The 24696-nt window shown below is 51.6% G+C and carries 27 protein-coding genes, 1 tRNA gene and 1 other RNA gene; 15 read left to right on the forward strand and 14 right to left on the reverse strand.

The annotated features are described in order from the left end of the window. Window positions 1-32: 32 nt before the first annotated feature. Genes B9Y55_RS05870 through nuoE form a run of 3 tightly spaced genes read right to left on the reverse strand, consistent with a single transcriptional unit; the run spans window position 33 to window position 5550 of the window. Window positions 33-3263 (reverse strand): FAD-dependent oxidoreductase, encoded by a 3231-nt coding sequence (locus B9Y55_RS05870; protein WP_085544439.1) that lies wholly within the window; start codon window positions 3261-3263, stop codon window positions 33-35. A 13-nt stretch (window positions 3264-3276) separates the two neighbouring features. Then, window positions 3277-5046: an NADH-quinone oxidoreductase subunit NuoF gene (locus tag B9Y55_RS05875; RefSeq protein WP_085544440.1), complete on the reverse strand. Its 1770-nt coding sequence runs from the start codon at window positions 5044-5046 to the stop codon at window positions 3277-3279. 12 nt (window positions 5047-5058) lie between these two features. After that, window positions 5059-5550, reverse strand: a complete 492-nt coding sequence (gene nuoE, locus B9Y55_RS05880) for an NADH-quinone oxidoreductase subunit NuoE (RefSeq protein ID WP_085544441.1) — start codon at window positions 5548-5550, stop codon at window positions 5059-5061. Between the two features lie 267 nt (window positions 5551-5817). Between nuoE and B9Y55_RS05885 the strand changes: the two genes are divergently transcribed. Then, window positions 5818-7140 carry a glucose-6-phosphate isomerase gene (locus tag B9Y55_RS05885; RefSeq protein ID WP_234986153.1) on the forward strand — a complete coding sequence of 441 codons (1323 nt, stop codon included), beginning with the start codon at window positions 5818-5820 and terminating at the stop codon, window positions 7138-7140. Here the strand turns inward: B9Y55_RS05885 and B9Y55_RS05890 are convergent. Continuing rightward, a complete protein-coding gene (locus tag B9Y55_RS05890; protein ID WP_234986150.1) occupies window positions 7137-7877 on the reverse strand; it encodes a tRNA 2-thiocytidine biosynthesis TtcA family protein in 741 nt (246 codons plus the stop codon). The genes B9Y55_RS05885 and B9Y55_RS05890 overlap by 4 nt on opposite strands. An 86-nt stretch (window positions 7878-7963) precedes the next feature. Between B9Y55_RS05890 and B9Y55_RS05895 the strand changes: the two genes are divergently transcribed. After that, complete coding sequence (locus B9Y55_RS05895) at window positions 7964-8629, forward strand: response regulator (RefSeq protein ID WP_085544443.1); 666 nt, start codon at window positions 7964-7966, stop codon at window positions 8627-8629. Between the two features lie 32 nt (window positions 8630-8661). Here B9Y55_RS05895 and fliD read toward each other — a convergent pair whose 3' ends face one another. Beyond that, on the reverse strand, window positions 8662-11031 hold the full coding sequence (gene fliD, locus B9Y55_RS05900) for a flagellar filament capping protein FliD (RefSeq protein ID WP_085544444.1): 2370 nt from the start codon (window positions 11029-11031) through the stop codon (window positions 8662-8664). Between the two features lie 218 nt (window positions 11032-11249). Here fliD and B9Y55_RS05905 point away from each other — a divergent pair, with 218 nt between their 5' ends. Genes B9Y55_RS05905 through B9Y55_RS05915 form a run of 3 tightly spaced genes read left to right on the forward strand, consistent with a single transcriptional unit; the run spans window position 11250 to window position 13402 of the window. Next, entirely contained in the window at window positions 11250-11774 is a 525-nt protein-coding gene (locus B9Y55_RS05905; protein ID WP_085544445.1) for a hypothetical protein, read from the forward strand. A gap of 1 nt (window position 11775) precedes the next feature. Continuing rightward, on the forward strand, window positions 11776-12837 hold the full coding sequence (locus B9Y55_RS05910) for a lysylphosphatidylglycerol synthase transmembrane domain-containing protein (RefSeq protein WP_085544446.1): 1062 nt from the start codon (window positions 11776-11778) through the stop codon (window positions 12835-12837). Further along, complete coding sequence (locus tag B9Y55_RS05915; RefSeq protein ID WP_085544447.1) at window positions 12815-13402, forward strand: methyltransferase family protein; 588 nt, start codon at window positions 12815-12817, stop codon at window positions 13400-13402. The genes B9Y55_RS05910 and B9Y55_RS05915 overlap by 23 nt, the downstream gene beginning before the upstream one ends. A gap of 32 nt (window positions 13403-13434) precedes the next feature. Here B9Y55_RS05915 and B9Y55_RS05920 read toward each other — a convergent pair whose 3' ends face one another. From B9Y55_RS05920 to B9Y55_RS05930, 3 genes are read right to left on the reverse strand one after another with little or no spacing between them, the layout of a single operon-like run. Next, a complete protein-coding gene (locus tag B9Y55_RS05920) occupies window positions 13435-14682 on the reverse strand; it encodes an NAD(P)-dependent malic enzyme (protein WP_085544448.1) in 1248 nt (415 codons plus the stop codon). A gap of 1 nt (window position 14683) precedes the next feature. After that, window positions 14684-15484, reverse strand: coding sequence for an MBL fold metallo-hydrolase (locus B9Y55_RS05925; RefSeq protein WP_085544449.1), 801 nt, complete (start codon window positions 15482-15484; stop codon window positions 14684-14686). Then, entirely contained in the window at window positions 15481-16032 is a 552-nt protein-coding gene (locus tag B9Y55_RS05930) for an isochorismatase family protein (protein ID WP_085544450.1), read from the reverse strand. Before B9Y55_RS05930 ends, B9Y55_RS05925 begins: the two co-directional genes overlap by 4 nt. A gap of 122 nt (window positions 16033-16154) precedes the next feature. Between B9Y55_RS05930 and B9Y55_RS05935 the strand changes: the two genes are divergently transcribed. The 5 genes from B9Y55_RS05935 (at window position 16155) to B9Y55_RS05955 (ending at window position 19100) form a co-directional block, all read left to right on the forward strand. Continuing rightward, entirely contained in the window at window positions 16155-16751 is a 597-nt protein-coding gene (locus B9Y55_RS05935; protein WP_085544451.1) for a hypothetical protein, read from the forward strand. Between the two features lie 30 nt (window positions 16752-16781). Continuing rightward, window positions 16782-16859: transfer RNA gene (locus B9Y55_RS05940), tRNA-Pro, on the forward strand. Between the two features lie 150 nt (window positions 16860-17009). After that, the gene (smpB, locus tag B9Y55_RS05945) at window positions 17010-17471 is read left to right on the forward strand and encodes an SsrA-binding protein SmpB (RefSeq protein ID WP_085544452.1); all 462 of its coding nucleotides are present in this window, start codon (window positions 17010-17012) and stop codon (window positions 17469-17471) included. A gap of 3 nt (window positions 17472-17474) precedes the next feature. Next, window positions 17475-17792, forward strand: a transfer-messenger RNA (tmRNA) gene (ssrA, locus tag B9Y55_RS05950). A gap of 162 nt (window positions 17793-17954) precedes the next feature. Next, complete coding sequence (locus B9Y55_RS05955; RefSeq protein ID WP_085544453.1) at window positions 17955-19100, forward strand: tyrosine-type recombinase/integrase; 1146 nt, start codon at window positions 17955-17957, stop codon at window positions 19098-19100. A gap of 41 nt (window positions 19101-19141) precedes the next feature. Here the strand turns inward: B9Y55_RS05955 and B9Y55_RS05960 are convergent, their stop codons facing one another. From B9Y55_RS05960 to B9Y55_RS05980, 5 genes are all read right to left on the reverse strand, one after another. Further along, entirely contained in the window at window positions 19142-19786 is a 645-nt protein-coding gene (locus B9Y55_RS05960) for a hypothetical protein (RefSeq protein WP_234986151.1), read from the reverse strand. After that, window positions 19761-20402, reverse strand: a complete 642-nt coding sequence (locus B9Y55_RS05965) for a hypothetical protein (RefSeq protein ID WP_085544455.1) — start codon at window positions 20400-20402, stop codon at window positions 19761-19763. The genes B9Y55_RS05960 and B9Y55_RS05965 overlap by 26 nt, the downstream gene beginning before the upstream one ends. A gap of 47 nt (window positions 20403-20449) precedes the next feature. Next, window positions 20450-20809, reverse strand: a complete 360-nt coding sequence (locus B9Y55_RS05970) for an ImmA/IrrE family metallo-endopeptidase (RefSeq protein WP_234986152.1) — start codon at window positions 20807-20809, stop codon at window positions 20450-20452. 100 nt (window positions 20810-20909) lie between these two features. Further along, complete coding sequence (locus tag B9Y55_RS05975) at window positions 20910-21569, reverse strand: SWIM zinc finger family protein (RefSeq protein WP_085544457.1); 660 nt, start codon at window positions 21567-21569, stop codon at window positions 20910-20912. A 42-nt stretch (window positions 21570-21611) separates the two neighbouring features. Then, on the reverse strand, window positions 21612-22241 hold the full coding sequence (locus B9Y55_RS05980) for a helix-turn-helix domain-containing protein (RefSeq protein WP_085544458.1): 630 nt from the start codon (window positions 22239-22241) through the stop codon (window positions 21612-21614). 164 nt (window positions 22242-22405) lie between these two features. Between B9Y55_RS05980 and B9Y55_RS05985 the strand changes: the two genes are divergently transcribed. Genes B9Y55_RS05985 through B9Y55_RS13355 form a run of 3 tightly spaced genes read left to right on the forward strand, consistent with a single transcriptional unit; the run spans window position 22406 to window position 23346 of the window. Continuing rightward, window positions 22406-22915, forward strand: coding sequence for a helix-turn-helix domain-containing protein (locus tag B9Y55_RS05985; protein ID WP_159448255.1), 510 nt, complete (start codon window positions 22406-22408; stop codon window positions 22913-22915). Between the two features lie 15 nt (window positions 22916-22930). Next, the gene (locus tag B9Y55_RS05990) at window positions 22931-23164 is read left to right on the forward strand and encodes a hypothetical protein (protein WP_085544460.1); all 234 of its coding nucleotides are present in this window, start codon (window positions 22931-22933) and stop codon (window positions 23162-23164) included. A gap of 23 nt (window positions 23165-23187) precedes the next feature. Beyond that, complete coding sequence (locus B9Y55_RS13355; protein WP_200806634.1) at window positions 23188-23346, forward strand: hypothetical protein; 159 nt, start codon at window positions 23188-23190, stop codon at window positions 23344-23346. A gap of 29 nt (window positions 23347-23375) precedes the next feature. Here B9Y55_RS13355 and B9Y55_RS05995 read toward each other — a convergent pair whose 3' ends face one another. Continuing rightward, window positions 23376-24014, reverse strand: a complete 639-nt coding sequence (locus B9Y55_RS05995; RefSeq protein ID WP_159448256.1) for an Abi-alpha family protein — start codon at window positions 24012-24014, stop codon at window positions 23376-23378. A gap of 43 nt (window positions 24015-24057) precedes the next feature. Here B9Y55_RS05995 and B9Y55_RS06000 point away from each other — a divergent pair, with 43 nt between their 5' ends. Further along, window positions 24058-24378 carry a hypothetical protein gene (locus tag B9Y55_RS06000; protein ID WP_085544462.1) on the forward strand — a complete coding sequence of 107 codons (321 nt, stop codon included), beginning with the start codon at window positions 24058-24060 and terminating at the stop codon, window positions 24376-24378. A gap of 1 nt (window position 24379) precedes the next feature. Beyond that, complete coding sequence (locus tag B9Y55_RS06005) at window positions 24380-24568, forward strand: hypothetical protein (protein WP_085544463.1); 189 nt, start codon at window positions 24380-24382, stop codon at window positions 24566-24568. Window positions 24569-24696 lie beyond the last annotated feature (128 nt).

The raw sequence follows: 24696 nt of genomic DNA on the forward strand, positions 1-24696 counted from the left end.
GGACGAGGAAGCCCTCGTCCTTCTCCATTATCCTATCTTACCGCTGGAATCTCCACTTCCATCCTGCGGGCCACTGCCGACAGGATCCAAGAGAGATCCTTCGCGTTTTCCGGTGCTACAGGGCCGGATTTGACGTTCAAGGTCCTGCCGGTCATGTTGGTCACGGTTCCCCTCTTCTCAGCCCAGGCGAGCTGAGGAAGGGCCAGATCCACCTTGCCAGATCCGTCGAAATCGTTTGCCCTGACCACGATGGCTAAGGACGAGCGGGGCATCTCCACCCTCCCGACCGAGACTATCAGGTCGTAGGTGCTGGAACTGTCCCTCAGGTCCTTTATGGACATGGTGGAGACGTTTCCGTCTATCGCGCCCTGCACGTTGGCTCCGGTGTAGAGGGGATACACGGCCTTGGTCTTGAGGTGGTCCGCCAGTGCTATGACCGCCTCTGCCGATGTGGACCGGGCCGCTCCTTTGCCGACGATTATGGCCGGTTTTTTTGCCTTTAAGAGGGCGGCAGCGGCTCTTCCTGCCTCAGAGCAGCAACTCTTTTCCTCTCCCTTGATGGGGTTGAGGATCGCCTCGGCGACCGACGCAACGTCGCAGCCGATCACTATGGCCTCTCCCATGTCGAACTTATCGCTGTGATTCCCGGCGTAAACCATGGTCGCGCCGTTTTTCCTCATGGCTCTCCTGATCCATGAGGACATAACGGGCTGATCGTCAGAGAGGTTATCGTCCAGGAGGAGTACGCAGTCGGAATCTATTAAAGCGTCGTAGCCGATCCCGGCGGATCTTCTGCCCCAGGCTTTCTCCATCGCCTCGGTAAGGTGAGCAAAGCAGGACACACCTTCGACCGCCACGTCAGCCTTAACCCCGGTCTTGGAGATGAAGTCCGATACGGAGCTCATCTCCTCGTTTGTCAGGTCCGCTCCGAGGGCGAATGCCATCTTGGAGGCGTTCTTTATCATGGCTGAGGCTTTCTCCGCGGCGTCAGCCCAGCCGATCTCCGCTCCCTTAGCCATGGGGGACATAAGCCTGTTCTCCGCTACGTCGTCGAACTGATAACGTCCCTTGACACAGGTCATGCCGAACGATGGACTGTCGATTTTGTTGAAATCGCTGGTCACCCTGACGATTCTATCGCAGGATGCGTCCAGGTTGAGGTCTATCTCGCATCCCACCGGACACTTGGAGCAGGTGGTGCTCACCAGAGTAGGCTTCTCCTGATGAGGCCAACGCTCGGCCCTCTTCTCCATCAGTGCTCCGACAGGGCAGTTTTGGACGCAGAGGCCACAGAAGGTGCAGTCCGACGCGTCTATACCCTTGAAGTACTCGGGGGATATAGTGGCAGCGAAGCCTCTGTTCGCGAAGTCGATGGCGTGAAAGCCGGCGATCTCGTCGCAGGTCCTGACGCACTGCCCGCAGAGGATGCACTTGTCCATGTTCCTCACGTAGTACTGGTTAGCTTCCTCTATGCCCTTTGCGTGCTCTCCCGCTATGCGATCTGGGTTGACCTCGTAGTCTATGGCGTAGCGACGAAGCTTGCACTCGAACACGTCGGCGCAGCCACACTCCATGCAACGGGAGGCGTCTCTCAGTACCTGCTCCTCGGTGAGACCTGTGTCGTATTCCTCGAAAGGTTTGCTGAGCCTTACGGATGGATCCACGTGGGCCGTGTGTTCCCGGGGCTGTTTTTCCCTGTCGGCGAAGTCGTCGGGGCCGAGATCGTTCCTTACCACGTCGTAGACGAAGGGCTTCTTTGCCTTGCCGGTTGTCAGGTAGGAGTGGATGCTCTCAGCCGCCCAGTGCCCCGTACCAAGGGCCTCTACGGCGATCTTAGGTCCGGTCTGCTGGTCTCCACACACGAAGACTCCAGGAAGCGGGGTCTCGTAATGCTCATTGACCGCCATGGAGCGGTTGTCGTGGATCGACTTGGGCAGGCCCTTAAAGTCGATTCCCTGGCCTATGGCCGCTATAACGTTGTCCACCTCAAGGGCGAAGGTCTCGCCGGTAGGCACAGGACGGCGACGGCCAGAGGCGTCGGCCTCACCAAGCTCCATCTTCTCGCATACCAGTCTCTCTACCTTGCCGTTGCCCTCTATGGCGGTGGGGGCCGCCAGGAACAGGAACTCGACTCCCTCTTCCTTGGCCTCTTTGATCTCTATCTCCTCGGCCGGCATCTCCGCCTCGGTGCGGCGGTAGACTATATAGACCTTCTCCGCTCCCAGCCTCTTAGCGCAGCGGCAGGCGTCCATGGCGGTGTTTCCACCTCCGACCACGGCCACTTTGTCGCCGATCTTGATCGGATCGTGAAGGTTTACGGTGTAGAGGAAGTCGATACCGCCGAGCACTCCAGGGAGATCCTCCCCAGGGGTCCTCATGGACGACGACTTCCAACATCCCATGGCCAGAAGGACAGCGTCGTAGTCGTCCCTGAGCTGGTCAAGGGTTACGTCCTTGCCCAGGCATGTATTCATACGGAGCTCTATGCCGTGGGAAACCAGCCAGTCGCACTCTTTCTGAAGCACTTCCTGGGGGAGACGGTAGTCTGGTATGCCGTACCTCATCATTCCGCCGAGGGCGGCCTCTTTCTCTATGACCGTGACGTCGTAGCCCTTTAGCCTGAGGTAGTAGGCCGCGCTCATACCGGCGGGGCCACCGCCGACTATGGCTACGGTTTTGCCGTTGTCCGCTATGGCGGGAACGTGTCCCAGGCTATCCTGGGCCAAGCCGTGGTCGCCTATAAACCTCTTTATGTTTCTGATGGACACTGGCTCCTCGTCGACGAAGTTTCTCCTGCACTTCTCCTGGCAGGGAGCGGGGCATACCCGCCCTATTGAACTGGGGAGGACTATGTTTTTGTGAAGTATGCCCAGGGCCTCGGAGAACTTGCCCTGGGCGGCGGTGTTTATGTAGCCCTGAACGTTGGCCTGAGCGGGGCATGCCAGGGTACAGGGAGGACGACAGTCTCCAACGTGGTCCGAAAGGAGCAACTCCAGAGCGAGCCTCCTTGCGTCGTTGGCCCGTTTTGTGTCGGTCCTTATCACCATATCGGGAGCTATGGTTGATGCGCAGGCTCTGACCAGGGCCTTGGCTCCCTCTATCTCCACCAAACAGAGTGAACATCCTCCGTGTATGGACAGGTGCTCGTTATAACAGAGAGTGGGTATCTCAACCCCACACTCGGCGCAAAGGTCAAGGATTTTCTGCCCCGGGTAACCGTGGACCTCCTTGCCGTTAAGCAACACTCTAACGGTTCTTTCCATGGTTAAAAGCCTCCTACTCCACAGAGATGGCGGCCACAGGGCAGCTCACCTTACATTTGCCACAGCGGATGCAGACGGCATCGTCTATGACGTGAGGTTTCTTGACCTCGCCGGATATAGCTTTGACCGGACAGCTTCTGGCGCACTTGGTGCATCCGATGCACTTTTTAGGGTCTATGACGTAGTGGATCAAAGCCGGACACACCTTGGCCGGACACTTGTGGTCCACTATGTGGGCCATGTACTCGTCCTTGAAGTACTTTATGGTCGTCAGGACCGGGTTGGGTGCGGTCTGTCCAAGCCCACAGAGGGATCCGTCCCTGATCTGGAGACACAGCTCCTGGAGGAGGTCGACGTCGCTCTCCTTGCCCTCTCCCTTGGTTATACGGTCCAGTATCTCAAGCATTCTCTTGGTCCCTATGCGGCAGAAGGGGCATTTACCGCAGGACTCGTTCTGGACGAAGGACAGGAAAAACCTCGCCACGTCTATCATGCAGGTGGCCTCGTCCATTACGACCATACCGCCTGAGCCCATAATGGCTCCGGTGGCGTTTATGGACTCGTAATCCACAGGGGTGTCGAGAAGCGACTCAGGGATACAGCCTCCGGAAGGGCCTCCCATCTGGACTGCCTTGTACTTCTTGCCGTCGGGGATACCTCCACCTATGTCGAAGATGACCTCTCTTATGGGCATCCCCATGGGTACCTCGACGAGACCGCCCTTGGCGATCTTTCCCGCAAGGGCGAAGACCTTTGTGCCCCTGCTCTTACCTATGCCGTACTTGGAGAACTCCTTGGCCCCGTTTCGGATTATCCAGGCTACGTTGGCGAAGGTCTCGACGTTGTTGATATTGGTGGGCTTGCCGAATACGCCGCTCTGAGCTGGGAACGGAGGTCTAGGTCTTGGCATGCCTCTTTTGCCCTCTATGGACGCTATAAGGGCTGTCTCCTCGCCGCACACGAAGGCTCCCGCTCCCTCTTTGATCTTGAGGTCGAAGGAAAAACCGCTACCTAGGATGTTCTCACCTAGGAAGCCCCTGTCCTTGGCCTGCTTGATGGCGGTGTTGAGGTTCTTTATCGCGAGGGGGTACTCGGCTCTACAGTAGATTATGCCGTGGCTCGCTCCTATGGCGAAGCCGCAGATGGCCATTCCCTCTATGATGGAGTGGGGGTCTCCCTCAAGGACCGATCTGTCCATGAAGGCGCCCGGATCTCCCTCGTCGGCGTTGCATACGACGTACTTATCGTCGCCTTTGGCAAGGTTCGCGAACTTCCACTTGAGCCCTGTTGGAAAGCCAGCTCCGCCTCTCCCTCTGAGACCGCTCTCCAGTACCTCGGTGTAGACCCCCTCTGGGGTCATGGATGAGACGACCTTCTTCAGTGCGTCGTATCCCTCGTTGGCGATGTACTCGTCGATGTTTTCAGGGTCTATAACTCCGCAGTTTCTGAGGACGATACGAACCTGCTTGTCCATCCTGGGGTTTTCCTCGCCCGATCCGTCCTGGGCAAGGACGATGTTTTTGGAGAGCTTTTTGCCCTCAAAAACGTGTTCCCTGACTATCTCCTCGACGAAGGATTCGGTCACGTGTCCGTAGAGGGTGGAATCTCCGTCTCTCTCCACCTCCACGAGGGGCTCCTGGAAACAGAGGCCGATACAGCCGACCTTCTTGAGCTCCACGTCGTCTCTGCCCTCTAGGAGGGCCCTCAATTTAGCCTCTACTGGTTTGGCACCGGCAGCTATACCGCAGCTGCCCATACCTATTTTTACGATAGTCTTAGACATGGCAGATCCCCCTTAGCCCTTAGACCTGTACTGGTCTATGACCTCTACCGATTTGGGCGGAGTAAGAAGGCCGTGAACGTCCTCTCCGACCATTATGACCGGGGCGAGGCTACAGCAGCCCAGGCAGGCCACGTGCTGTATGGTGAACATACCGTCCTCGGTGGTCTCGCCCTCCTTTATCCCCAGATGTCTGGAGATCTCCTCCGCCACCCCGGCTGATCCCTGAACGTGACAGGCAGTTCCCCTGCATATGCGTATCACGTATTTTCCCTCAGGCTGTAGCCGGAACATGGCGTAGAAGGTGGCTACTCCGAACATCTCAGAGGCAGATATATCCAGCCTCTTTGAGACATATTCCACCGCTTCCTGTGCGACATAGCCGAACTCCTTCTGTACGTCCGCCAGCAGAGGGATGGTGATCCCCTTCTTGCCCCTGTAAGAATCGACTATAGGGTCAAGCCTCTGAGACAGTTCGTTGGATTCGACTGCGGTTATGGATGACATATAATTCCTCCTCCTAAGCAATGCGATCACAGATGTTGCAAATGCGTCCATTATACTCTATCAGGAATGAATTGCTACGTGATAAGTAACTTTTCTTTGTCTTCCGAGGGCAAATTTTGTTGTTTTTGAGATATCGGCTCTTGGGATTATGGTGGACTTTAGTTTTATGTGGAATATAGAGAGTCAATGAAGTATAGTTATGGTACGGACTTTAGTCTTTTCCGCGCTATACGAGAAGAACGAGAGGAGGTTTTTGTTTTGTTGAAAATGTCTTGTTTTAACGTAGCCAAGCTCTCAGAGGTCGATTGTCAGGCTCTCAGTTCCGCAGCAGCCTGGATCGATACAGGGGCGGACGAGAGATTATCGGGGTTTGGGTGGATGAGGCTCCCTGACGAGGATATATCGTCGATGCTGGAGGCATCAAAATGGCTTAGGGATTTTGAATCGGTGGTTCAGGTCGGTATCGGAGGATCCTCTTTAGGCAATCTCATGCTCCATCAGGCTCTTTTGCCTCCCTATTTTAACGAGAGAGCCGATAGAGGTGCCCCTAGGTTCTACATGGCCGATAACCTGGATGGGGAGGAGAATCAGGCCATATGGGAGCTTGTAGATCCGGAGAAAACCGGTTTTATCGTCGTCAGCAAGTCGGGCCTTACCCTTGAGACTATGGCTAACTTTTCCTTTTTCTGGGAGAAGTTGAAAGAAAGACTGGGAGAGGCAGCGGCATCCAGGGTCTTGGTGATAACCGATTCGGATCAGGGGGTTCTCCGTAGGTTCGCCAAGGATACAGGCTGTAGAAGCCTGAGCCTTCCCGGCGACGTAGGGGGGCGGTTCTCCGTGTTGTCCTCCGTCGGGCTCCTGTCTGCCGCCACTTTAGGGATCGACGTTCAGGAAATTCTAGCCGGTGCAAGGGATATGAAGTATCGAATTTCCACCGACGTGGAGGAGTCGCTTAACCCCGCCTGGGTGATGGCGTGGAATATGTTCCGTCAGCTTGACTTCCATAGGACAAACACGGTGTTTATGCCCTACGGCGACCGAATGGAAAGGCTCTCCGAGTGGTTCTGTCAGCTCTGGGCGGAGAGTTTGGGCAAAGAGGGAATGGGCTTCACTCCCCAGAGGGCTTTAGGCGCCATAGATCAGCACTCTCAGCTCCAGCTATACTCCCAGGGGCCTGACGATAAGTGCTATATAGTTCTAGGCACCGACTCTCACGCAGGAGAACCTCTCTCCATAGGTTCGGAGGCCTCCCTTGCGGAGCTATCCTATCTGAACGGACTGTCTCAAGAGGAGATATTGGACCACGAAAGGAGAGCTGTAGTCGCTGTCCTGGCGGGAGAGGGGAAGCCGGTTTTTTCCTTCTCCCTGAATAGCCTTAACTGCCGATCTGTAGGTGGGCTTATATTCTTTTTGGAGTACGTCACCGCCCTCACCGGAAGGCTCATGAGGATACAGCCTTTCGACCAGCCAGGGGTGGAGCTTGGTAAAAAATACGCCAACGGCCTGGCCGGTCGAGGTGAAGACCTGTCCTACGCCTCTTTAGTGGAGGAGGTAGAGGAGAGACACAGGACTTTGGATATCCTGTTCTAGGGTGACCCCTCCTCACCCCATCTGTCCTTTGTGTCGATGCACTTAAGGGCGTGGAGTATGTTCTGTTTCACGTCGGGAAATTTTTTTGAAAGCTCCTTAACCAGGCCCTTCGCCCTGGTTCTCTCGGTCTCCAGTGAGAAGGGGCAGGTGTACTTTAAAAGAGGCAGGTTCAATCTCTCTACCTCCGTCAATATGGCCTTTTCCGACAGATATACCATAGGCCTAATTAGCCGCACCTGGCTGTTCGACTGCCATGCGGTTGGCTGGAAGGAGCGGAACCTGCCTGTCCTGAGAAGGTTCATCAAGGCGGTCTCCACTGCATCGTCAAGGTTATGTCCCAGAGCCAAGGTAGTTCCTCCCGTTTCTTTTACCGTGCTGTTGAGGATTCCCCTTCGCATGTTGGCGCAGAAGCTACAGGGTGACCTTTCGTCCCTTATCCTGATGATTTCCTCCACAGGATGAGGGACGACTCTATAGGGAATTTCCCTGTCTGCACAGAGATCTTCCATGGCGGAGGTGTCCCAGCTCCCTCCGGTAATATCGACGCTACAGGCGGACAGGGAGAAAGGTACGGGACTCCATCTCCGGATCTCGTCCAGTGCTATCAGGAGGAACACGCTGTCTTTGCCTCCCGATAGGCCGACGACGATATGATCGTCCTTAGATATCATTTTATAGTTAAAAATAGCTTTGCCTATTTTGCCCCTAATTTTCCGGTGTATTTTGGCTGTGGTCAAGGATTTGCCCCTCCATGCGCAAGTATTCCCATATAAAGGGTGGTTTATGATACCATACGATCGGATTTCAGGCAGGAGGGATTTTGTTGAGGAAGATTAGGCTGGTTTTGGTGGACGACCATAAGCTTTTTCGCGATGGGATCAGAAAGCTTTTGGAGATGGAGCCCGATATGGTAATAGAGGGTGAGGCCTCCGACGGCATCGAGGGTATCGATATGGTCAGGAAAATCAGGCCCGATATCGTCCTCTTTGACGTTGGTATGCCTGGTATGGACGGAATTCAGCTCGTCCAGGAGCTGAACAGGACGACCTCAGGGATAAAATACGTAGCTATAACCGCCTATCAGGACGAGGCCAGGCTTTCGGAGCTTTCCGCAGCAGGGGTCGACGGTTTTGTGATAAAGTCCTCCGGTCGACTGGAGCTTCTCTCCGCCGTGAGATCCGTATCCAGAGGACAGTGCTACGTGGATCCCAAGGTAGCAGGTCTTTTGCTGGGGGCTTTGCATAAAAAAAAGGACGAAGACGTCATGCTCTCCGACCTAACAGAGAGGGAGAGAGAGGTCCTGTTCTGGCTGGCCCAGGGGTTGAGCAACCTTGAGATATCGGAGAAGATGGTCCTTTCGGAGAAAACCATCAAAAATCACGTGAGTCACATATTGAAAAAACTCGATTTGAGGGATAGGACCCAGGCGGCTATTCTGGCTTGGCGGATGGGTATAGCTAGAGAAAAAGAGGAGGGAAGCGAGGCTTAGCCTCGTTCTCCTCCTCTTTTCTGTGTCCGATACTATTCTTCTGACATAGCGGAAAGGTTACCGCTTACGCTGGCGAGCCAAGAGGACTGAGAGCTCATGTTGCTCATGTACTGCTCCATCCTGGCGTACTGTTGGTAAAGGGACTGTTGTCTCATAGTCAATCTTCTCTCGTGATCGGTTATCCTTTTATTCAGGGCGTCTATCTGGCTCTGCCAGGCCTTCTGCTGGCTGGGAAGACCGCCCTTTATTGCTACTGTTCCACCGACCTCGGTCTGGATGCTGCTGACCATGTCGTTTATCTCGCTGTCCATTCGGTTGGCGAAGCTGACCATTATGTTGCCTAGATCTTCCGAGTTTTCCTGAATGGCCTCCATGAACTTTTCCGTGTCGAACTCAAGCTTGCCGCTTTTGCCGAAGTCAAGGGCTTCGGTGGATAGGCCTATCTCGGAGAGAAGGGAGAAGTCGTTTTTAAGTCCTGTCGCAGAGAGGACCTCGCTGTCTCCTCCTATCTGAAAGGTCTTTCCTGTAGGAGCCTTAAGGCTTAGCTTGCTGTCCGATGAACTAGCTATTATCAGAGGAGGGCTGTAAGCCTTCCCTGTGCTGTCCTTTAAAAAGGGCTCGTAGGCGTTTATCTTTGCGGATACGTCCTGGATTGTGTCCGTCGACGTTATCGGGATCTCCCCTCTGATTCCGTCGATAGTTATGTAAAGGTTGTAGTCTCCGCTGGCGTCCGTCAGGCCTCTCTCCGCCATGGTGCCAGATGCCCTACTGCCTGTCGTCGTGTTATAGATGAGAGGCATAGGGTTGGAGCTCAATCCTCTCAAGGTGCCTTTTGTCTGGCGGAGGTTTGAATCCCCTCTTAAGAGCCCTCTTCGTCGCTCTATGTCGGTGGTAGGGGTTGCCTCCGTCAGGTCTCTGTTTTTGTTGGTGTCCGAGTAGTTGAAAGGTTTTTCCTCCGATTTGATATTGATCCAGTCTATTGCGTTGTTATAGGCTGTGACGAACTCTTGGATTGCGGTGACCGCGTTTTCAGCGTCTTGAGTTACGTCGACCCTTATCTTGCCCTCTCCTATTATGTCCAAGGTAACCCCGTCGATCAGATCGTCTATCTCGTTGGTAGATCTGGTTACCTCGATACCGTTTAAGGTGAGGGTCGTGTCCTCGGGCTTAACGTGCTGGCTGGATGTCTCGTTGAAAAAGCCTATTTCCCTCAGGATGTTGTTTTGTGCTGTGTCTCTGTACTGAACCGAATAGGTCGTTCCCGAGGTCGGCCTTTTTGCGTCTCCGCCGGACAGCCAGTGTATAGATGGATCTCCCGTCAAGGGATCGTTGGCTATCTCGAAGTCGGTTCCCAGATAGTAGGTCGTGTTGTCCTGGCCGACTATGGTCTGTATGGTTCCTGATGCTGACGCAGCGGAGGCACTGAGAACGTCGTAATCGGCGGTGGTGCCGCCCTCGTCCTCCCTTTTGACCAGGTCGACCTTGTCGTCCAGACCGTAAACCTGGAATGGATTGGCCTCGTAGCTGTATTCTACGTCGTAGGTTATGTCCTCGGTGTCGGTGCTGTCCGCGGGACGGGTGCCGGAGGCCAGCCAGTGTATCTGCCAGCCGTTGCTCCCCTGAACCACCTCGAAGTCGGTGCCAGCGGTGTAGGTTATGTTCTTGCTGTCCTTTATGGTGGTTATGGAGGATGCGTCGGTTATGTTTATCCCCGCTAGGTCGTCGTAGGCGGGATCGTAACCGGGGTCGGTGGCCTTCTGTCTGGTTATGGTATCTGTGGTGGTCTGGACGTTAAATCCTGTATCTACGCTCTCCATTACAAGTCTGTTGTCTATAACCTTTGCGGCTACCCCTACGCCGGTATCGTTTATCTTCTGGGCTATGTCGTTAAGTGAGTCGGTGGCTGTGTCGTACTCCACTATGGCGGCGTGAACCCCAGACCTTATGGAGAAAGATCCGCTACCCGAGTATCCTAAAGCGGATAGTTTTTCCGTGGAGCTGTCCTGCCTGTTGGACATTCTCCTCTCCGCTACACCTACGTTGGTGACCTCGATATCCCAACGACCGATGTCGGCGTCAGGGGTGACGTCGGCGGTGAGGATAGACTGAGGCTGAGGCAACACCGAGCTTCCCGCAGGAGCGGCCAACACCGAGTATTCCGCCTGTTTTGCGGTGTAGGTTGACTGTAGCTTCATAGAGGTAAGAGAGCTCCGCAAGGTTTTTAGGTTGGAGGAGAACTCGTTGTAGAGGTATATCTTGTCCTCCAACGTCTGGATCTGATCCTCCCACTTTGTCTGGACCTTTCTCGATTGGGCCATCTGCTTATCTATCATGGCTCCCCAGTCCATGCCGGAGGATAGTCCTGTCATCTGAAAAAGAGGAGACGAAGAGTCGATTGCCATATAAGACACCTGCTTTCTCTAAGGCGAACGGGTTTTTCGCCGTTGTTTTTTTGGACATCGGGTTTTCTATGCTCCTAAAGATCCTGCTCCCTATATTGTATTATCGGATAATAGCTTTATTTTGTTGAGCGTCCAGCCAGATACCTCTCTACATGCTAAAATACTCCGAAATAGCTCCGTCGTACAGTCTTTTTTACAGGAGAATTGAGAGGTGACCTATGGATCTTTTTATAGACGGCATTCCTTTCCACGTGAGACATGGGGAGTGCTTTTCCAAAGAAGAAATACTTGAGGTGGTTATGGAAGAGCTGATGGCGAGGGGGCAGGTCCTAAAGGAGATAGTCTGTCACGGCGAGGCAATGAGCGAAGAGGCCTTTTTGTCTATCTTCGACGAGGTCGATGTGGATTTTATCTCCGGCGATAGGTCCGATATTCTGGACGAGGTTATGGCCGAAATAGGCGAATCTGCGGCCCTGGCTCTATCGCAGATGGACAAAGACGAGGACGAAGCATGGAGCGACCAAATAGAGTGGATCTGTAAAGCCCTTAACGAGCTCGATCCCTTTGTGGAGGATCTTGATCTTGCCTCTATATCCCAGAGCATAGAAAATAGCTCCGACGATCCCAGGGTAATGCGTTCCCTTTTAGAGCACCTTAAAACCCGTTTTTTGAAAGATGATGAGGCCTTTAGCCCGTCCGATTCCAATGGGATTAGTCCAGAAGAGAAGGGAGACGAATGCTAAAGTGACTCTCCGAAAAGGACTGGCCATTTTTGTGTTTCTGTCTTTTTGCGTTAGCGGAACGGTTCTCCTGTTCAGCGTCGACGGTGGAACCTGGAGGACCATTCTATCCGCCAGAAAAGGCCCTTTGTTTATCGCCTTAGGGCTGGTTTTTGCCGCCTGGAGTTGCGATGCCTTGAGATTTTGCTGTCTATCCAAGGCTATGTCTCAGAAAGTGCCTTTCTCCGAGGGTATAGTCTTAACATGGCTCCATTACTTTGGCTGTGCCGTTACCCCTATGCAGGTAGGGGGAGGTCCATTTCAGGTTTACGTGCTTTACCGGTCCGGTGTCCCTATAGGTAAAGGTATAGCGATAACCCTTATCAGGACACTTTTGACCACTTTTCTGCTGAGTGTCGTCGCCCCTGCTGCCTTTTTTCTCGACCCCAGGCTTCTAGAGGGCCATGCCTTTATCACAGGGATATTTATTTATGTGCTGATATTCTCGGTGATCATCTGGTTGGCCTTTTCCCTCAGTATTTTCAGGCCAGACCTGATAAAAAAAATAGGTTCCGTCTTGGTGCTTTGGCTGAAGAGGTTCAAAATCCTCGGTAGCGGCAGGATCCTGTGTACGATAAAGAGGATAAATTCCGAGGTGGATGGCTACTCCAAAAACCTTAAGCAACTGTTCTCCCAGGGCTTTTTGTGGTTCCTGCTGGCTTTTCTTCTGTCGGTAGGCCACCTGCTGTTTCTGTTCTCCGTATTGCCCTGCTTGATCTGGTCCGTCGGGTTAGAGGTCCATTATATGGAGTCCCTTCTGGCACAGGCGGTGTTTATGTTTATGCTTTACTTTGTCCCCACTCCTGGAGCCAGTGGAGTGGCCGAGGGCGGTGGAGCGGCTATCTTCGGACTTTTAGTTCCCTGGAATATGGCGGGGGTCATGGCTATAGCGTGGCGATTCTTCACCGAGTATCTAGCTATATTCATGGGGGCGGTGGTGGCCATAAGGATCATAGGATGGGGCACGGCGGAGATGATAATCCAAAACAGAGGCTCCAAATGCGATGATCTGGAAGGGGATGGTTAAGTTGAGGTTCGATGAACTACAGCGCAAGGCTTTTCGCCTTAGAGGTGGAGTGTGGACAGCGCTTTTCCTGGCGATACTTTTCGTTAGCTCCCCCTCCCCTGGGAGAATTCTTATAGGCCTCTTTCCCGTTCTTTTGGGCCAGGCCCTTAGATTTTGGGCGGTAGGCTGTATCGTCCTTTATCGAGGGGAAAAGGTGAAGGCCGACAGGCTGGTAACCTGGGGTCCTTACTCTCTCGCTAGGAACCCCCTTTATGTCGCAAACGGACTTATCGGTCTCGGTTGGGGATTAATGTCCGGTTTTTGGGGGCTACTTCTCTTTGCCGTCATCTTTGTAGGGCTCTACGGGATCTTGATCGTTCCATGGGAAGAGGGTTTTTTGCGTAAAAAATTCGGCAAAAGTTATCTGTCCTATTGCCGATCGGTAGGCCCTTTCTATCCTCTGAAATGGCCTCCTAAAGTACGCTCTGGACCTTTTGATTCATCGGTCATATGGAGGAGCGAGGTCCATAGCGTCATAGTCACCCTATTAGGGACCGTTCTGATCTGGTCCCGTCTTTGGTGGTAGAAAGAGCGGTCCCTTAAGGGACCGCTCTTTTTTTAGTATCTGGCCGAATATCCTCCAAAGAGCCTGTTCCAGGTTCTCTCCAGTACCTCGTGAGGTGCCGGTGTAAGCCTGGCAAGTCCCTCGGATATACAGGACTGGGCCACCGCCTCGGCTATTCTCGGGGTTAGTTCGTCGGAGAACATGTGAGGGGTTATATGGTCCGCCGATAGCCTTCGTGGATCGACGTTGTCGGCGTATTCCTTAGCCGCTTTCATCAACACGTTGAAGTTAAGCCCTGTGGCTCGGACGTCGAGAAGGCCTCTGGTTATCCCCGGAAAAACCTTTAGGTTAGGCATGGTGTTTATCCCTTCGACTATTCCGCATCCAACCACCTCAGCACCTGCCTCTTTGGCCTCCAGGGGATCCATCTCCGGCTCTGGACGGCCGAGGGGAAACACTATAGCTCGCGATTTCATCGATCTGACCTCGTCGACTCCGAAGGCCCCTATCTGGCCGGTAAGTCCTATGAGGACATCCGCCCCTTTGACCGCTTCCTTCAACCCTCCTCTTAGCCCTTCTGGGTTAAGCTGATCCAGTATATGTCTTTGAACTCCGCTCAGTTCCTCCATGTCGGAGCTGACTATGCCTTTTCTGTTGAGCATGACTATGTTGGTCGCTCCACCGTAGAGCATCAGCTCCGCCGTGGCGATAGCCGATGTCCCTGCCCCGACGATAACTATCTTAACGGTGGATAGCTCCTTCTCGACGACCTTGAGGGCGTTTATCAGAGAGCCTAGGATGACCACCGACGAACAGTGCATATCGTCCCCAAATATAGGGATATCCAGCTCCTTTCGGAGGGTCTTGACTATGTTGAAGTCCATAGGGCTTTTTATGTCCTCCACGTTTATGGCTCCGAAAGTGGGCGACAGCATCCGGCAGAAATCCATGATTCTCTCCGGCTCCGACGGGTTTATACAGAGAGGAATAGCGTCTATATCGCCGAATTTTTTGTACAGGAGACACTTGCCCTCTATCATAGGGAGAGCGGCCTCGGGGCCGTAGTTTCCGAGCCCTAGAACGGAGGTCCCGTTGGAGACTATGGCAAGTCGGTTGTCTTTGCCGGTGTATTCGTAGGCCAGATCCCTCTCTTTAAAGATCTCCCCCGCTGCTATGGCTCCACCTTGAAGGTAGGCCAGAGAGATATCCCTTTTCGTCCTTATCGCTACGCTTGGCGATAGCTTTATCTTCCCTTGAGCTTTTCGGTGCATCTCCAGTGCTTCTGTGCGATCTACTGTCAAGCTATTTCACTCCTCTCAGGTTGACCACCATTCCATCGGTGGCGGCTTTTACCTCCGTATCCCCTTTTGATAGCTCCTGCGCCAGGTCTTCCGGCGATCCCTCCAATATCCTGCTTCCGAGGTGGGTCATAAAAAGCCTCTCCGGCGACAGCTCCTCGATTAGCTTAGCGACGTCGGGAACTGAGAGATGCTCTATGTGGTCGACCTTTTCGAGGAGGGTGGTGTTGACCACCATGGTTTTACACCCTGTGAAGAAAGGTATTATTTCCGGGATAAAGGCGGTGTCGCTTATTATTCCCCAGTCCTGATCGTCGTCATCGGGGTCGTGAAACCTAAGTCCGTAGCACTCTACTCCGTGGTGCCTCAGCCTTAAAGGGGTAATCTGGGTGCCTCCTATGGATATAGGCTGGCCGGTTTCCCATCGATGGATGGTCTCTATTCTCCTCTGGAGGTAGCCGTAGACCACCGGTTCATAGTCTATGGCGTCGGAGGGAAGGGCCAGGACCCCACCAGGCCTCCTCCCTCCTCCGGTCATGGCCTCGGCTAAGATATTTGCGTCGCCGCTGTGATCTATGTGACGGTGGGTCAGCAAAATGGCCTGGATTACGTTAGGGTCGACCATAGGCCTTAAAGAGCACATGGCCACCAGAGCGCCAGGACCGGGATCGATAGCGATGTGAACTCCCTTTATAGAAGCTATCATCCCGCCGGAAGCCCTTCTTTGGTTTATGACGTTAAACCTGGTTCCAGCGGTTCCTAAAAATACAAGACCTTTTTCCGGTAGATCGGTCAGGGCGTTCACTCCTTGAAGAGGGGCAGAAGAGCCTTGAATTCGGCGGTCCCCGACCTCCTCAGGAGTTGGTATATCACCGACTCCAGGGGAAGGACGTGGGCACCGCAAGATCCCATGTTGGCCATGCCTATGCGGTGGTTTTCCTCTTTTCTGCTCCCGCATCCATCGGAGACCACCGTGACGTCGTATCCCTTTGTCAAAAGCTGCATGGCGGTAGTGTGGACGCATATGTGGGTTTCTATCCCGAAAAGGACCACCTGATCCCTTCTGGGAATGGAGAAAAACTCCTCAAAACCCTCCTGGTCGAAGCACCCAAAACCGGTCTTTTCAAAAACCTCCTCCGAGAGCATGGAGAGGATCTGTCCCTCTGTAGGTCCTAGGCCTTTGGGATACTGCTCGGTCACCTTTAGAGGTATCTCCAGAGTATGTGCGGCGGTTATCAGCTTCTTTGAGCTACTTAAGACCTCCTCCCAGCCTTGAATGGCGGGAAGAAGTTTTTCCTGTAGGTCTATGGCCAGGAACAGCGTCTTGCTAGGGTCTAGAGTGTAGGGTTTCAATTTATCCACCTCCGGTCTAAATTCTAGGTATATTATGCCACATCATGTGCCTCGTCGGTATCGTAATAGGGTTTTTTATGCTATCCTTACCACCGTTATCGAAAACTAGGGGGTGGATTTAAATGAAAGACAAAAGCGATGATTCCCGCAATTTTACCGTAGGGGATGTTCTAAAGGCGATGTCAAAACCCCATTATCCTGAATACATCCTTAGATCGGTGGAGCAGGTAGGAAACTGGATGAGAGAGTGTCTCGTCAGTTCCGACCGTTCGGAGGAGGATTTTAGGGCTGACTACGATAAGCTTTACGGTCAGCTGGAATGGATGAAGGATCATGTGGACTTTTTAGGGGAAGACGAAGAGGAAAGGGCCGGTCTCGCCTCCGAGGCGGTGGTCATATCCCTCGACGTAGGCATACAGGAAGAGGCGGTCAGAATGGCCATAGACCACGCCGCTATCTTTAACCCCGGGCGATGCAGGAGGATATGGATGATAAGCGATTCCTGGGTTCCCGGTGAGGTGTTTCGTTACGGAAGACATATAAAGGCCCTGGAGGAGAGGGGAGTGTCCTTCCGCTTTATCCTGGTGACTCCCGGAGGATGGACGGAGATACCTCTTTTCGACGACGGAAGATCGAGGAGAAATCTGGGGTTTAACGACTACGCTAAAGGGCTGTCCTCCGGAGATCACGACCAGGATCTGAATAACCGATTTGACTAACCTCCTCTCAGAATGTATAATCCCATCGTTCGGGGTGTAGCGCAGTCTGGTTAGCGTGCCTCGTTCGGGACGAGGAGGTCGGAGGTTCGAATCCTCTCACCCCGACCAGACTAAAAGAATTAGGTCCTAGCCTAGGCTAGGACCTTCTTTTGTGGAGCCTATTTTGCCGTTTTTACTTGCCTTTTCCAACGAATGTGCTATTATGCAACCGTAAGGCAAGGGTTGTCAAATCGACGGAGGACGTGAAGAGGTGAGGCTATGTCGCTCGAGAGGGTTGCCCAGAACCGCAAGGCAAGACACGACTATTTTATACTGGACACCTACGAGTGCGGAATAGTCCTATCTGGAACGGAGATCAAGTCGGTCAGATCTGGCAAGGTTAACCTTAAAGACGGTTACGCCAAGCTAGAAAAAGGGGAGCTCTGGCTCATGAACGTCCATATATCCCCTTACGAGAACGCTAGCTGGGGGCAACACGAGCCGACTCAGAGGCGAAAGCTCCTGATGCATCGACGGGAGATCCTCAAAATAGCCATAAAGGTAAAAGAGCGAGGTTTTACCTTGGTGCCTCTGTCCATATACATCAAAGATGGGCGGTGGGCAAAGGTCGAGCTTGGTCTCGCCAAAGGTAAGGCCCTTTACGACAAAAGGGACGCCCTGGCGGAGAAGGATGCCAAGCGGACGATAGATAGAGAGATGAAAAACAGACTCAGAGATTGATCTGGGGGCGACCGGTTTCGACTGGTATGCTGCAAGTCTGGGAGCAGGCCGAGCGATGGGCGTAAGCCATCACCAAAAGAATTGACAACAACTACGCACTGGCGGCTTAGTTAAGCTGCCGCCCAACCGGTCGGGAGCGCTCGCAGAACCGGAAGGGCTATCAACGCGAGCATCGTATAGGGTCCGTATCGGATGGGAAGTTTCGGTGTTTTGTCCGTCACACCGCACTTCTCCCGTAGTTAAAGAGACGTACTAAGCCTGTAGTCGCCCATTCATACACAGTATGTCAGGACCGGGGTTCAACTCCCCGCGCCTCCACCATAAGCCTTTTCGTAGCCGTCGGGATCGTCGCAGATCCAGGCGGCTACTGTGTTTGTGGGTTGACCCCGTTTCGTATTCGTCGTATATTTTGCCTATAACGGAGTGATTTTTTGTCTCCATGTTGTCTCCGACGAGTTTGGAGACAAAAGGGGTGATTAAACGATGAATGATTCTTCGGTTAAGAAGTTAAGCGCTAAAGAGAAGCGATATATGGTCCAGGACTCGGACGGGCTTTATCTGGAGATCCTTCCTTCCGGCACTAAGTCATGGAAGGTAAGGTTTACCGTCAACGGGACGACCATCAGGAAAACCCTGGGGCGCTATCCAGACATCTCCCTTAAAGAGGCCAGGCTCAGAAGGGATGAAATCAGGATTGCCCTTGTACATGGCAAAGCGGTGGACCCATCCAAGGGAACCTTCAACGCTCTGGCCGAAGAATGGTTTGAGCGTCAGGTCGTCCCGGTGCGCACCGATGGCCACGCCAGGACGATAAGGTCCAGGCTGGACAGGCTGATCCTCCCTTCCCTGGGAGACAAAGACCCAGGGGATATTACCGCACCGGAGCTTTTAGCCCTCCTGAGGCGCATAGAGGACCAGGGGCACATCGAAACGGCCCATAGGGTCTCCCAGATAGTCGGGCAGGTGTTGCGCTACGGCATTGCCACAGGGCAGGCCCCACACGACATAACGGCAGACCTTCGGGGGGCTCTGATCCCCCGCCAGCCCGAACATTTCCCAACCCTAACCGACCCCGATAAAATCGGCGAGCTGATGAGGGCAATACACTCCTTCTCTGGATCGATAATAGTCCGTTGCGCTATGCTGTTTCAGATCTATACAGCTGTTCGTCCTGGAGAGATGAGAAAAGGGGAGTGGAAGGAGATCGAGGGAGATCTTTGGAAAATACCGGCTGAGAGGATGAAGAAACGCCGCAACCACCTTGTGCCCCTGTCGAAGCAAAGCATGGCCGTCCTGGACGAGCTGAGGCCCTTTACAGGGGATAGCCAGTTTATATTCCCCTCCATAAGGTCAAAAACAAGGCCCATCAGCGATGCCACCGTCAACGCTGCTCTGAGGCGTATGGGGTATGCCCAGAGCGAATTGACAGGACACGGCTTCAGGGCCATGTTTTCAACGATAGCGAACGAGCACCAGTGGCCGTCGGACGTCATCGAGCTACAGCTTGCCCACGTGGACAAGAACTCCGTCCGTGCGGCGTATAACCACGCAGAGCTATTGGACAAGCGGAGAGAGCTCTTGCAGTGGTGGGGGGACTGGCTGGATGAGCAAGAAAAGGAGAAAAGATAGGCTTGGTAAAAACTAAAAAAAGAGGAGCTATTATAGCTCCTCTAAGATTTTAACTTTTCGACAACGCTCGATATTAATGGAATCGCGATAGGAGCTATCATTGTAGCGGCTATTGTTACGCTAAGCCCTAAAATCCATTTAGAGGTCGTGTCTTGTCGGTCAAGGTGTTTTTCGTTTACATTTATTTTTTCCGTCAAGAGATCAAATTTGCCATCGTGTTGGGTCACTTTTATGTTTATATCGTTGATTTTTTCTGTTTGTTCGTTTGAAGATTGAAGGAGAGTCTCTATGTTTTTTGAGATATAGTCCAGTTTAGTCCCCAAATTTTCTTTCATTGAAGACATTTGTTTCTCTAGGCTCTCTTTATGAACGGCACAAGTATCAGTAGAAACGTAGTTAGACATGCCTTTCTCCTCCCCTCCTAATGATCCTATTCTACCATGGATGGGGTACGTTGTGTCTGCCCCAGGGTTGTGTTGAGGGAGGCGTTCAGCACGAAGAAGCACAAACCTAAATATTTCTGCCAATATATCAGCTTTATATAATCCATTTTGTTCTCCGAGAGTGAGGAGATAGTCGATATTCTGAGGAAGAGAATCGGCTGTTAGCGCTGTACTTACCGAGCCATCTTTACCTGCCCTATAATGTAAATTATCCTTCTCAGGATTGGTCCCGAGCATGGTCAATATCCTTTGCTATTTTATTAATTAAATCTCTGGATTCAAGTCTTAGAGAGTTAAATTTATCCACAAACAGTGCCACTTCTTCTTGCGTGGTGAAATCTCTTTTGTCATAATTTAGAGCGAATTTTATGCCATCCTCCGCTTTCCCTTGCTGATCTTGTATCCATTGATCAACAGTTACTCCACAAGAGTATTCTCCCTTTATCAACTTTCTTGAGAAAAAAGTTGCCTGGTAACTGTCTTTAAAAAAACTACCTAGCTCGTTGTCCTCTTTTATGAGAATAGAATTGAGCTTATCTATGGGGTGTTCTGCGCTTATAAAATATGAAAAATTTATTCCTATTGCTGTTATGATAAACTCAGCTTTTATGATGTTGCGTGTCCTAGTGGCATATTCATCCGCTGCATCTTTTTTTAGTTTTAATATAAATCGGTCTGGAAGTTGATCAAACTCTATTAGGTCGTTTCTTATTTGACAGACAGGCCCAGTAATACTCTTTCCAGATTCAATTTCTTCCTCTTTTAGGATTCCCTGTTTGACAAGGCGGATATCATTTACCTCCGTTGGGATTGGGTTCATTACAAGGACGAGCCTTTCGTCCAAAAGCATAACGGCCATGACAATACCTCCTTATTGATTTTCTCCATCCGCCACCCCTGGCGGTGTTATCCCCTAAACTCCTCCAGCCTGATTTCCATGGCTAGAGGGCTGACGCCGAAGATCTGGGCCAGTTGCTTTGTGTCGTGCTTATAGTGGATTGCTTGAAGGGCCGTCTTGGGCATGAGTAGTTCCGCCGCAAAAGCGTTGGCGGCCTGTTCTTCCCTGACGACCCAGGATTCAGGGCTGTCGAGGGAGAAGGCGACCTTTCGGTGGCCGAGGACGTAATGTCCTAGTTCGTGGGCCACTGTGAAGCGACGGCGTTCGTAAGGAAGGGCGGTGGAGACAAGGATAATCTTTCGGTCTCCGTGAGTGAGTAGTGTGCCGTCGATGTGTCTGGCTTTGCTGTGGTAGATATCAATTCCCATTTTTCTGCAAAGATCACCGATACGAATAGGTAATATATGATCTAAGTCATATTTATCTAGTAGTGCTCGGGCTAACACTCGAATTCGCATACTCTTGGTTTTAGGATAACGTATAATCGCTATCGCCATCTAAAAATTGAGATAATTCGATTAGCCCCATTTCCATGGCTAATCGATACATATGCTTGCAAGGCAAGTCTCTTTTTGCAAAATCGGGACAGGTGCAAGCTTCTAGTGTGGTTGTATAAAAAGTGCCAGAACCTGACATTTGGGCTATTCCTTGGTTGCGATCTACTTTCTTTACGTAGCATCCCCATGCTCGCTTCTGCCTCGTGAGTTGGGCCTCTTCATCATGAATATTGGAGGCCCATTTCTCCCATGTTGCTTTAGGATCAGCTCCCATCGTTTGGGGAAGTTCTTTTTTGGGTTTCCAGCTTTTTTTAGTTTTTTTTGTGTCCTCTTGCTTGTTCCCTGCTGTGTTTGATTTGGCGAGGTCTTCTTGGGGCTTATTCTTTAGCCTTGAGATCTGAGCTATCCATGTAAGATACAATGCAGAGATAAGGGCGTAATCAATCCATGAAGTCTCTCCTTTAAGAACAACTCCGCTCATTAGGCCGGTAAAAGCGCCAGCTCCGTAAAAAAGGATAGCCACCTTCCTGGTCTTTTTCTGACTCCACCAAAGAGAAAAATCAGGTTTTATTAAGCCTAGTATAAATAAAAAACTACACCCAAAAAACGTTAACATCGACAATGTTTCCATTGCTTCAAGACACTTCCTTTCCCTCTGTTTTGTTTTTACCTCCTAGTATTCATCCGTATGGTCTTCCAGCGTGATCTTGCCCAATGCCGCTTTGAAGAGCGTCGCCAGGAACTCCCGGTCTTCCGGGGCCAGCCTGGTGGCGTTCTTTGCTACGTGGCGAAACCTCAGCACGATATCTGGGTCCTCTGCCGCTAGCATCTTGAGCAGGGTTTCCAGGTCCTCTTCACTCTGCCCCTTCTTCGGCTTCGATCCCATCCCCTGGATGTCGCCGTCCCTCTCCGCAAGGTATTTCCCATAGGCTTTTATGAGTTTGTCCTTTAAGGCGTCGTCTGCCTTTTCTTCGTGAATTTCCATCATCTCCAGGTCTTCCGCTGGTAGATGTATAAGGGCAGCCGCCTCCTCGATGGATAGGCCGGTTTGCTCCCTCATAGCTTGCAGGATTCCTGTGGATGGTTTTGTGGGTTCTGAAACATCACGATTTTCCCCTTCTAAGAGGAAACCGACTGGTATTTCCAGTGCTACAGCTAGCTTTTCTAAGGAAGAAAGGCTCGGTTTTTCCCCGTTTTCCCATGTCGAAAGGGTCACTGGATGAACTCCAGCTTTTTCAGCTAATTTGGCCTGTGACCATCCCCGAGAATTCCTTGCTTCTCTAATTCTAGTGCCGATAGACACGCTATATCACCATCCCCTAGCCGTTAATATAGCCCACTTGCTAACTGTCTACAATAGGATTTTAACTAGAATTGCCTTAGTGGAATTACTAAGCTAGGGGTTGACTTAGTGGTTTTACTAAGATACTATCTGAGACAGAAAGGAGGTGGTCCTAAGTGATGTGTATGAAAAAAGGGGCTGGAGGTCAGGTACGGGAAGACCTCTCTCTGTTAGGTAGCAATATTTCTAGGCGAAGGTCTGCAAAGGGCCTTTCTCAAGAAGACCTTAGTAATATGCTTAAGGTGCATCCTGTAACTATCTCTGATTGGGAAACAGGTCAGCATGAACCTAAGTCTTTTGCCTTGTTTAGGCTTGCCATTGCTTTATCGTGTTCAATGGAAGATCTTCTCGTGGGTGTTGTGGATACAGACAACCTAGGGGAGATCCAAGGGAGTGACCATTCAGACCTCAAAACCCTCCAGCGTCGTCTCTGCGACCTGATCGGAGCCATTGAAAAACTCCACTCTGAATGCGACACGCCGGAGGAGGTCATGAGACTGTTACTCGACGTTGGAGACAACGGCGAAATCAATCACCCGGAAAACAGAGCCTTTATCGACCTGCTGGAGACTCTAGCCCCTCTGGCCGGGGAAATCCTTCGGTCGATCCGGCGAGGTGAGCGGATAGCTTCGTAAGAAGGGAGGTAAGCCATGAGCAGAAGCAAAAGGCCAGTCCCACCGGTCAACAAGGCATATCGAAGATATTCCAACACTCCAGTGATCCACGTGCAGGGGAGAGTAGTTGCCCTAGCGAAAGGTGACACCGCTAAGGCGGTTCTGGCGGTAGCCAAGGGCATGAGCGAAGAGGCCACAGTATATGACCTTTTCAACAAGACTAAAGAGATAGGAATCCATTCAGACGAGCTTTGGGAATGGGGACTATAGGAAAACGAAAAGGAGGATTTCTGATGAAGCTGGATTACGAAGAGTTGGAGAAGGAGCTTGTGGGGTATCTGACGGAGGTCTTGCGTCATGATGGAATTGGTGTCGATACTTCAATCTTCGCTTCGGCAGTGGAACTCTTCAAATGTCTAATGGCGGAAGAGCCATTTCTTCCGCCACGATAGACCTTCTTGTTTGCCTGGTGATGCTTGAACTAATTTAAGCATGCTTTGAGAAACGCCATTCCTAATGGTGTTAGCGAGATGGGATCTAGGCTCCCAGACTTGCCTATAGGAGACGAACCAATTTGGATGACTTTCTCGAAGGAGCTGGGCCAGATACAGCCAAGACGGAAAAGGTTGTGCATGGAAAGCCAGTATTCATTGTCTGGGATCTCGGGTGACTCTTTAGTGATCTCTGTTTTAGAAAAAGATGTCACTTCTTCTCCCTCAGAAGAGAGGAAGAAAGAGTTAATTTTATCTAAAATGAGGGCATCTAATGGAGCTAGTTCTTTAAGGATGCCAATAAAACAAACTCTTACATTCTCAGACTCGAAATTAGGATCAAGGGCGTTAGCTAGGAGTCTTGACCATAAACGTTGTAAGTCCGGTTGATCCTCTATAGAGGCTGCTGGGTAGAATGAAAACTGAATTTTGTCGTTTAATAGCCTGTATTCGTCACTGCGTATGCCTCTAGCGTCAAGGAATTCTTTAGCCGCTAAGGCGATAGTTAGTATATGAATGTTCTTCCTGATTGCAATGTTAGGGAACCATATTTCTGCATCAGGGATGTATTTGTTCAGCATCTCTACCATTAAACCTTGGAGTGTCTCAATCTTGCTAATTGGGGTCATATCAGATCGCATTCAATATCACTTCTTTCTTAGGAGGTTTTTTATGTTGAAACTTGAAAGAATATTAACAGCTTTGGGCGCTTTTTCAATCTCAGTTGCTATGTTACCTATTTTGGTCCCTATTGGGATACTGAAGCTTCTTGCATGCGCTGCGAGTGGGCTTTACTCCGTTTTTACTGTTTTTATTGTCCAAGCTCTTGTTAGTGACCTTTTGGCGAGATCTTTGTCTATGTTGTCCTTAACAAAGACGGAGAAGGTTATATACACGTGGTTTTACTATACGGTAGGGCTTGGCAAGGAGATGGTCGCTTATAGAAAAAATATCGAGGAGCAAATAGCAAGGCAGAAGGGCAAGGGGTGCTGATATGAAGGATATCAAGGTGCTTTTCCCGATCTTTCTCAAAGACGAGGGGGATGGATCAGAGATTATCCCCCTCCCATGTGCTGGTATGGGATTGACCGGCATAAGGCTGGATCTCAAAGAGCAGCCGGATGGGCGGATCGAGCTCTACGATCCATCACATGAGAGCTGGGTTGGGGAAAGGAATAAGTAAGGGACAGCGTGTAGCGGCTACTCCTTTTCCGCCTTGCCTACCATGTCGGCCAGGTCGTCGAGAGTTTGTCTCGCCCTGCGGAGTTTTTCCTTTTCGGAGACAGCCTCTCCAGTGTACCGCCAATGGAG

Origin of the sequence: Dethiosulfovibrio salsuginis (genome assembly GCF_900177735.1) — a bacterium.
GTDB classification, from domain to species: domain Bacteria; phylum Synergistota; class Synergistia; order Synergistales; family Dethiosulfovibrionaceae; genus Dethiosulfovibrio; species Dethiosulfovibrio salsuginis.

Excerpts from the sequence above, each read along its gene's own strand:
- B9Y55_RS05870 (WP_085544439.1), bottom strand. The coding sequence starts at position 3,263 with ATGGAAAGAACCGTTAGAGTGTTGCTTAACGGCAAGGAGGTCCACGGT.
- B9Y55_RS05875 (WP_085544440.1), bottom strand. The coding sequence starts at position 5,046 with ATGTCTAAGACTATCGTAAAAATAGGTATGGGCAGCTGCGGTATAGCT.
- nuoE (WP_085544441.1), bottom strand. The coding sequence starts at position 5,550 with ATGTCATCCATAACCGCAGTCGAATCCAACGAACTGTCTCAGAGGCTT.
- B9Y55_RS05885 (WP_234986153.1), top strand. The coding sequence starts at position 5,818 with ATGTCTTGTTTTAACGTAGCCAAGCTCTCAGAGGTCGATTGTCAGGCT.
- fliD (WP_085544444.1), bottom strand. The coding sequence starts at position 11,031 with ATGGCAATCGACTCTTCGTCTCCTCTTTTTCAGATGACAGGACTATCC.
- B9Y55_RS05905 (WP_085544445.1), top strand. The coding sequence starts at position 11,250 with ATGGATCTTTTTATAGACGGCATTCCTTTCCACGTGAGACATGGGGAG.
- B9Y55_RS05915 (WP_085544447.1), top strand. The coding sequence starts at position 12,815 with ATGATCTGGAAGGGGATGGTTAAGTTGAGGTTCGATGAACTACAGCGC.
- B9Y55_RS05935 (WP_085544451.1), top strand. The coding sequence starts at position 16,155 with ATGAAAGACAAAAGCGATGATTCCCGCAATTTTACCGTAGGGGATGTT.
- smpB (WP_085544452.1), top strand. The coding sequence starts at position 17,010 with ATGTCGCTCGAGAGGGTTGCCCAGAACCGCAAGGCAAGACACGACTAT.
- B9Y55_RS05955 (WP_085544453.1), top strand. The coding sequence starts at position 17,955 with ATGAATGATTCTTCGGTTAAGAAGTTAAGCGCTAAAGAGAAGCGATAT.
- B9Y55_RS05965 (WP_085544455.1), bottom strand. The coding sequence starts at position 20,402 with ATGGCCGTTATGCTTTTGGACGAAAGGCTCGTCCTTGTAATGAACCCA.
- B9Y55_RS05970 (WP_234986152.1), bottom strand. The coding sequence starts at position 20,809 with ATGGGAATTGATATCTACCACAGCAAAGCCAGACACATCGACGGCACA.
- B9Y55_RS05975 (WP_085544457.1), bottom strand. The coding sequence starts at position 21,569 with ATGGAAACATTGTCGATGTTAACGTTTTTTGGGTGTAGTTTTTTATTT.
- B9Y55_RS05985 (WP_159448255.1), top strand. The coding sequence starts at position 22,406 with ATGAAAAAAGGGGCTGGAGGTCAGGTACGGGAAGACCTCTCTCTGTTA.
- B9Y55_RS05990 (WP_085544460.1), top strand. The coding sequence starts at position 22,931 with ATGAGCAGAAGCAAAAGGCCAGTCCCACCGGTCAACAAGGCATATCGA.
- B9Y55_RS13355 (WP_200806634.1), top strand. The coding sequence starts at position 23,188 with ATGAAGCTGGATTACGAAGAGTTGGAGAAGGAGCTTGTGGGGTATCTG.
- B9Y55_RS05995 (WP_159448256.1), bottom strand. The coding sequence starts at position 24,014 with ATGACCCCAATTAGCAAGATTGAGACACTCCAAGGTTTAATGGTAGAG.
- B9Y55_RS06000 (WP_085544462.1), top strand. The coding sequence starts at position 24,058 with ATGTTGAAACTTGAAAGAATATTAACAGCTTTGGGCGCTTTTTCAATC.
- B9Y55_RS06005 (WP_085544463.1), top strand. The coding sequence starts at position 24,380 with ATGAAGGATATCAAGGTGCTTTTCCCGATCTTTCTCAAAGACGAGGGG.